General features: G+C 59.9%; 8 protein-coding genes. 4 read left to right on the forward strand and 4 right to left on the reverse strand.

The features are described from left to right. The 4 genes from OC610_RS17250 to OC610_RS17265 all read right to left on the reverse strand — a co-directional run. Positions 1-1,500: acyltransferase family protein (locus OC610_RS17250; protein WP_264429305.1), on the reverse strand; the 1,500-nt coding region annotated here is incomplete at its 3' end. Between the two features lie 134 nt (positions 1,501-1,634). Beyond that, the gene (gene rho / locus OC610_RS17255; protein WP_003206716.1) at positions 1,635-2,894 is read right to left on the reverse strand and encodes a transcription termination factor Rho; all 1,260 of its coding nucleotides are present in this window, start codon (positions 2,892-2,894) and stop codon (positions 1,635-1,637) included. 241 nt (positions 2,895-3,135) lie between these two features. Beyond that, complete coding sequence (gene trxA, locus OC610_RS17260; protein WP_003206727.1) at positions 3,136-3,465, reverse strand: thioredoxin TrxA; 330 nt, start codon at positions 3,463-3,465, stop codon at positions 3,136-3,138. Positions 3,466-3,586: 121 nt separating this feature from the next. Further along, complete coding sequence (locus OC610_RS17265) at positions 3,587-4,294, reverse strand: FadR/GntR family transcriptional regulator (protein WP_264429312.1); 708 nt, start codon at positions 4,292-4,294, stop codon at positions 3,587-3,589. Between the two features lie 254 nt (positions 4,295-4,548). Between OC610_RS17265 and OC610_RS17270 the strand changes: the two genes are divergently transcribed. The 4 genes from OC610_RS17270 to OC610_RS17285 are packed head-to-tail and all read left to right on the forward strand — an operon-like array spanning position 4,549 to position 7,395. After that, the gene (locus OC610_RS17270; protein WP_264429313.1) at positions 4,549-5,334 is read left to right on the forward strand and encodes a transporter substrate-binding domain-containing protein; all 786 of its coding nucleotides are present in this window, start codon (positions 4,549-4,551) and stop codon (positions 5,332-5,334) included. A gap of 21 nt (positions 5,335-5,355) precedes the next feature. Next, a complete protein-coding gene (locus OC610_RS17275) occupies positions 5,356-6,024 on the forward strand; it encodes an amino acid ABC transporter permease (protein ID WP_264429314.1) in 669 nt (222 codons plus the stop codon). Then, positions 6,021-6,671 (forward strand): amino acid ABC transporter permease, encoded by a 651-nt coding sequence (locus OC610_RS17280; RefSeq protein WP_198797519.1) that lies wholly within the window; start codon positions 6,021-6,023, stop codon positions 6,669-6,671. The genes OC610_RS17275 and OC610_RS17280 overlap by 4 nt, the downstream gene beginning before the upstream one ends. Next, the gene (locus OC610_RS17285; RefSeq protein ID WP_264429316.1) at positions 6,658-7,395 is read left to right on the forward strand and encodes an amino acid ABC transporter ATP-binding protein; all 738 of its coding nucleotides are present in this window, start codon (positions 6,658-6,660) and stop codon (positions 7,393-7,395) included. The genes OC610_RS17280 and OC610_RS17285 overlap by 14 nt, the downstream gene beginning before the upstream one ends. Positions 7,396-7,425 lie beyond the last annotated feature (30 nt).

Consider the following 7,425-nt stretch of genomic DNA (forward strand, 5'->3'; position numbering starts at 1 on the left):
ACGGCCGTAGACGTACAGGCTCCAATTGGAAGCCAGCACCACATCCTTGATCTGCAGGTGACGAACCCGTTCCATGGTCTTTTCGTTGAAGTCCCTGCAGCGCTGGCGCAGGTCATCGCTGACGATTGGCGGACAGGCGCTCATGCTGTAAAGCCAAACCGGGCGCCCCTCACGCGTGGCATTGTCTTCAATCGCCGGCAACAACGCAGCGGCGTGGCTATCGCCCCAAAACAGTTGGGTCGCCGGCGCCTCTTTGTGTTCGCCAACCAGGCAGGCCTTGTCCAGGTTCTTGTCAGACGTCACGAGCATGCATTCCATCTGCCCAGCCTTCCAATCCCGCGCTTGCGCATATTCCAACGCCTTGCCGGTAAGGCGCTGGGGAAAACCATCCGCCGAACGCACCACCGAACCCGTCATTGCCAAGGCGACCATGGCCAACAAGCCTCCCACCAACACAGGCTTGCGCCCGGGCAACACGCGCTTCTCACGAAACGGAAGCTCTACGAAGCGCCAGCTCAACCAGGCAAGACCCAACGCCAGCAGTATCCAGCCCAATGCTTCCCAATGCGCGATACCGTCGATGGAAACAGCATTGGCAAAGACATAGACCGGCCAATGCCACAGGTAAAGGGAATAGGAAATCAAACCAATCCAGACGAGCACCCTGGCACCGAGCAGTCGGGCGACCCAGCTCGAACCCTGCCCCCCGGACCAGATCAGCGCAGTGGCGCCGAGGACTGGCAGTAAAGCAGCCCAACCTGGAAACGTCGTGGCCCTGTCAAAAGTGAATACCGCCACCAGCACCGCTGCCAACCCGGCCACGCCCGCCAAGTGATAGACCCACGGCTTCGTGATGTGCCTCGGCTTTGGCAATACCGCAAGCATCGCACCGCACAACAGCTCCCAAGCGCGTGTCGGCAACGAGAAGAAAGCGACATCAGGTTTGCGGTCGATATAAGCGATGTTGAGCCCGAAGGAAATCAGCAATACGGCAAACAGCATCCAGCGCCAATGACGAACATGGCGCATCAACAACACCATCAGCAACGGAAAGAAAATGTAGTACTGCTCTTCGACGGCCAAGGACCAGGTATGAAGCAGTGGTTTCAGATCCGACGCTGGCTCGAAGTAACCGTCCTCACGCATGAACAAGATGTTCGAAATGAACAGCGACTGGTAACGAACCGTTCGGCCAAGCTCCGAAAAATCCTTGGCTGTCAGCAACAACCAGCCCAAGGCTAACGTCACCAACAGCACCAGGCTCAAGGCTGGGAGGATGCGGCGCGCACGTCGAGCCCAGAAATCGACGAAGCTGAAGCGCTGCGCACTGATCTCGCGAAACAGGATGCCGGTTATCAAGAATCCGGAGATGACGAAGAAGACATCGACCCCGACAAAGCCACCACTGAACGTGCTGAAGCCGAAGTGAAACAGTACCACCGGAATAACGGCCAGGGCCCTCAAGCCATCGATGTCACGGCGATTGCCAAACGTGTGCATAACGCTCCTTGTCGTTTGAAATACAGACGTCAACAGCAAGGACACTGCTGGTCTTGGAAAGTTGTCCATTTTGATACATTCAGGCGAAAAAAAGGCGCCCTGTGCGGGGCGCCCTTTTTATGCGTAGCTTCGTGTTACTTGCGTTTCATCGACAGGAAGAACTCATCGTTGGTCTTGGTCGTTTTCAGCTTGTCGACCAGGAACTCGATGGCAGCGACTTCATCCATTGGATGCAGCAGCTTGCGCAGGATCCACATGCGCTGCAACTCGTCGTCGGCGGTCAGCAGCTCTTCGCGACGGGTGCCGGAACGGTTGATGTTGATGGCCGGGAATACACGCTTCTCGGCGATGCGACGGTCCAGGGGCAGTTCCATGTTGCCGGTACCCTTGAACTCTTCGTAGATCACTTCGTCCATCTTCGAACCGGTCTCGACCAGCGCGGTGGCGATGATAGTCAGCGAACCGCCCTCCTCGATGTTCCGTGCGGCGCCGAAGAAACGCTTCGGTTTCTCCAGGGCATGGGCATCGACACCACCGGTCAGCACCTTGCCGGAGCTCGGGATCACGGTGTTGTAGGCACGGGCCAGACGGGTGATGGAGTCGAGCAGGATCACCACGTCCTTCTTGTGCTCGACCAGGCGCTTGGCCTTCTCGATCACCATTTCGGCAACCTGCACGTGACGGGTCGGCGGCTCGTCGAACGTCGAGGCGACCACTTCACCGCGCACGGTGCGCTGCATCTCGGTCACTTCTTCCGGACGCTCGTCGATCAGCAGCACGATCAGATGAACTTCAGGGTTGTTACGGGCGATGTTGGCCGCGATGTTCTGCAGCATGATCGTCTTGCCCGCTTTCGGCGGCGCCACGATCAAACCACGCTGGCCTTTGCCGATGGGTGCGCACAGGTCGATGACACGACCGGTGAGGTCTTCGGTGGAACCGTTACCGGCTTCCATCTTCATGCGCACGGTCGGGAACAGCGGGGTCAGGTTCTCGAAGAGAATCTTGTTCTTCGCGTTTTCCGGACGGTCGAAGTTGATCGTGTCGACCTTGAGCAGTGCGAAGTAACGCTCGCCTTCCTTCGGAGGGCGGATCTTGCCAACGATGGTGTCACCGGTGCGCAAGTTGAAACGACGGATCTGGCTCGGCGAGACGTAGATATCGTCCGGGCCGGCGAGATAGGAAGCGTCTGCGGAGCGAAGGAAGCCGAAGCCGTCCTGGAGAATCTCCAGCACGCCATCACCGGAGATTTCCTCGCCGCTTTTCGCGTGCTTCTTGAGCAGGGAGAAAATCACGTCCTGCTTGCGCGAACGGGCCATATTTTCTATGCCCATCTGTTCGGCCAATTCGAGCAGTTCGGTAATCGGCTTTTGCTTGAGTTCAGTCAGATTCATATAGGAATGACGTAATCATTTATGGAGGGGGGAAATTAAGCTTTTGGCTTAATGAGGCCGCGCCGCGGAGAAGGCGACAGGATCGCGTACTTGTTCGAAAGGAGAGCGTCGGCGACGGCTTGCAGGGGGCGCTGGAGAAACCAGTGCGGGGCCGAATGTAACACCTCGATTTGCGAGCGTCTAGCCCCGAATAACGAAAAAGCCCCGCGATTTGCGGGGCTTTTGGCAGGACATTCGACGCTTAGATGTTGGCGTCGAGGAATGCCGCCAGTTGCGACTTCGACAGCGCGCCGACCTTGGTGGCCTCGACGTTGCCGTTCTTGAACAGCATCAGCGTCGGGATACCGCGCACGCCGTGCTTGGCCGGAGTCTCCTGGTTTTCGTCGATGTTCAGCTTGGCGACGGTCAGCTTGCCCTTGTAAGTCTCGGCAATTTCGTCCAGGACCGGAGCGATCATTTTGCAAGGACCGCACCACTCAGCCCAATAGTCGACCAGCACTGCGCCTTCGGCCTTGAGTACGTCAGCTTCGAAGCTAGCGTCACTAACGTGTTTGATCAGATCGCTGCTCATGGAAATCTCCGGGGTAATCAGCAAAAAAACGTGGCCCATCATAGCTGCCCTTCCCAGGTTCAGGAAGCCGCAGTTGATTGAGTCTCGCTATGACGATCGATGGCTTTGGATATCGCCGATGTCATGGGCCAGCAGGCGCGACGAAGGAAATACCGGTACGCAGCGCAGCGTTACGTACATGTTCCTGCATGGCTTTTTGCGCAGAGCCCGAGGCTCGGCGGGCCAACGCGCGAAGGATCTTGCGGTGTTCCTGCCACGTTTCCATCGCCCGCTCCGCCCTGATGAACGGTAGTTTCTGGCTCTCCAGGAAGATCTCGGCGCTGGCGGTGAGGATGCTCAACATGGCCTGGTTGCCGCTGGCCAGCAGGATGCGCCGGTGAAATTCGAAATCCAGCTGGGCCGCCGCGTCGAAGTCCCCCGCCTTCAGTTGCCGGCGCATTGCCTCGACGTTGTCGTCCAACGCATCGAGTTCATCAGCGCTCAACGTCACGGCTGCCAGCCCGGCCGCAAAACCTTCGAGGGCATAGCGCAGTTGAAAGATATCCACAGGCGAGGCCTGGGCCGCGAAGGGCCACCCTGGCGTCGATTCGCTACGTGGATCTTGCGCGATCGATTGCACGAATACGCCCCGGCCCGGCTGCACACTGATCATCCCCAGGGCACTCAGCGATGACAGCGCCTCACGCAGGGACGCCCGGCTTACGCCCAGTTGCACCGCCAGATCGCGCTGCGAGGGCAACGCATCACCCGGACCGAAGCCCTCGTCGGCGATGAGTTTGCGGATGGCTTGCACTGCCACTTCAGGAACGGCACGAGCGATGGAATTCATGATTTTTCAGACAAACCGGACCAGTGAGCGGCTAGTTGTAAAGCTATTCGCCGTGCCCGGCAAGTCGTGCCCCAGCAGGGTTCGGCGGTAAATGCCGACGCCCGATAAAGGTGCGAAACGCGGGCCAACTGTTCAGACCAGTAAGACCGCATCCCTCCAGCAAAACCGTGGCTTTCACCCGGTAAAACCCGCCTTGGCATGGCCTGTGCTCTGTCCGATCGCAGAAATCACACCCTCGACCGCGGAGATTCACCATGATCCAGCGTTGCAGCGTCCTGCTCACTGCCCTGTTTGCCAGCCTGATGCTTTGCCAGGTGCCCGCCCACGCCGATGGCCTGGAGGATGTGGTCGAGCGCGGCACGCTCAAGGTGGCGGTACCCCAGGATTTCCCGCCGTTCGGTTCCGTAGGGCCGGACATGAAGCCGCGCGGCCTGGACATCGACACGGCGAAACTGCTGGCCGACCAGCTCAAGGTCAAGCTTGAACTGACACCGGTCAACAGCACCAACCGCATCCCCTTCCTCACCACCGGCAAGGTCGACCTGGTGATTTCCAGCCTGGGCAAGAACCCCGAGCGTGAGAAAGTCATCGATTTCTCCAGCGCCTACGCGCCGTTCTACCTGGCGGTGTTCGGTCCGCCTGATGCCGCCATCAACACCCTGGACGACCTCAAGGGCAAGACCATCAGCGTCACCCGTGGCGCCATCGAAGACATCGAGCTGACCAAGGTCGCCCCCGAAGGCGTCACCATCAAGCGCTTCGAAGACAACAATTCGACGATTGCCGCTTACCTGGCCGGCCAGGTGGACCTGATCGCCAGCGGCAACGTGGTGATGGTCGCCATCAGCGAGCGCAACCCCAAGCGCGTCCCAGCACTGAAAGTGAAACTCAAGGACTCGCCGGTCTACGTCGGCGTGAACAAGAACGAGCCGGCGTTGCTGGACAAGGTCAACCAGATCCTCGCCACCGCCAAGACCGACGGCAGCCTGGAAAAGAATTCGCAGACCTGGCTCAAGCAGCCGCTGCCGGCCGACCTCTGACCGTCGCTTGAGAGGCTGAGCATGGCTTATCAGTTCGATTTCCTGCCGGTGGTGCAAAACACCGGGCTGCTGTTGCGCGGTGCGCTGTTCACCCTTGAGCTGACGGCCATCGGCGCGTTGCTCGGGGTTGGCCTGGGCATCGTCGGGGCGGTGGTGCGGGCCTGGAACATCCGTCCGTTCGCGGCGATCTTTGGCGTGTACGTGGAGTTGATCCGCAACACGCCATTCCTGGTGCAATTGTTTTTCATCTTCTTCGGCTTGCCGTCCCTGGGCTTGCAGATTTCCGAATGGCAGGCGGCGGTGCTGGCGATGGTAATCAACCTGGGGGCGTATTCCACCGAGATCATCCGCGCCGGCATCCAGGCGATCCCGCGAGGGCAACTGGAAGCGGCAGCGGCGTTGGCGATGAGCCGCTTCGAAGCGTTCCGCCACGTGGTGCTGTTGCCAGCGCTGGGCAAGGTCTGGCCGGCCCTGAGCAGCCAGATCATCATCGTGATGCTCGGCTCGGCGGTCTGTTCGCAGATCGCCACTGAAGAGCTGAGCTTTGCGGCCAACTTCATCCAGTCGCGCAACTTCCGTGCTTTCGAAACCTATGCGCTGACCACGCTGATCTATCTGTGCATGGCGCTGTTGATCCGCCAGTTCCTGAATTGGATCGGGCGTCGCTACATTGCCAGGAGCAGCCAATGAGCGATTTCACCTTCTGGGACGTGGTGCGCAATCTGCTCACCGGCCTGCAATGGACCCTGGCGCTGTCGCTGGTGGCGTTTATCGGTGGCGGCGTGATCGGCCTGCTGGTGATGGTGCTGCGCATCTCCAAGAGCGCCCTGCCCCGCAACATCGCCCGCACCTATATCGAGCTGTTCCAAGGCACGCCGCTGTTGATGCAACTGTTCCTGGTGTTCTTCGGCGTGGCGCTGGCCGGGGTGGAGATTTCTCCCTGGATGGCCGCGGCGATTGCCCTGACGCTGTTTACCAGCGCCTACCTGGCGGAGATCTGGCGCGGTTGCGTCGATTCGATTGCCCACGGCCAGTGGGAGGCTTCCGCGAGCCTGGCCCTCAACCCGCTGGAGCAATTGCGCTACGTGATCCTGCCCCAGGCCTTGCGCATTGCCGTGGCGCCGACGGTGGGCTTTTCCGTGCAAGTGGTCAAGGGCACGGCCGTGACCTCGATCATCGGCTTTACCGAACTGACCAAGACCGGCGGCATGCTCGCCAATGCCACCTTCGAGCCGTTCATGGTGTATGGCCTGGTCGCCCTCGGTTATTTCCTCCTTTGCTACCCCTTGTCCCTCAGTGCGCGCTATCTGGAAAGGAGACTGCATGCCTCTGCTTAGAATCACCGCCCTGCATAAATACTACGGCGATCACCATGTGCTCAAAGGCATCGACCTGAGTGTCGAGGAAGGCCAGGTGGTGGCGATCATCGGCCGCAGTGGCTCGGGCAAATCCACTTTGCTGCGCACCCTCAACGGCCTGGAATCGATCAACGACGGCGTGATCGAAGTCGACGGCGAATACCTCGATGCCGCCCGCGCCGACCTGCGCAGCCTGCGCCAGAAAGTCGGAATGGTGTTCCAGCAGTTCAACCTGTTCCCGCACCTGACCGTCGGCGAGAACGTCATGCTCGCGCCGCAAGTGGTGCAAAAAGTGCCCAAGGCCAAGGCGGCCGAGCTGGCGCGGCAGATGCTCGAACGGGTCGGGCTCGGCGAGAAATTCGATGCCTTCCCCGACCGTTTGTCCGGCGGCCAACAGCAACGGGTGGCGATTGCCCGCGCCTTGGCGATGTCGCCGAAAGTGCTTCTGTGCGATGAAATCACCTCGGCGCTGGACCCGGAGCTGGTCAATGAAGTGCTCAGCGTCGTGCGGCAACTGGCCAAGGAAGGCATGACGCTGATCATGGTCACCCATGAAATGCGCTTTGCCCGTGAAGTGGGCGACAAGCTGGTGTTCATGCACCAGGGCAAGGTGCACGAGGTGGGCGATCCCAAGGTGTTGTTCGCCACCCCGCAGACCGCGGAACTGGCGAATTTTATCGGGACGGTCGAATCCGTGGCGTGACATTGCTGGTAGGGCCTTCTGTGGCGAGGG

This window comes from Pseudomonas agronomica (assembly GCF_025917275.1).
GTDB classification, from domain to species: Bacteria; Pseudomonadota; Gammaproteobacteria; order Pseudomonadales; family Pseudomonadaceae; genus Aquipseudomonas; species Aquipseudomonas agronomica.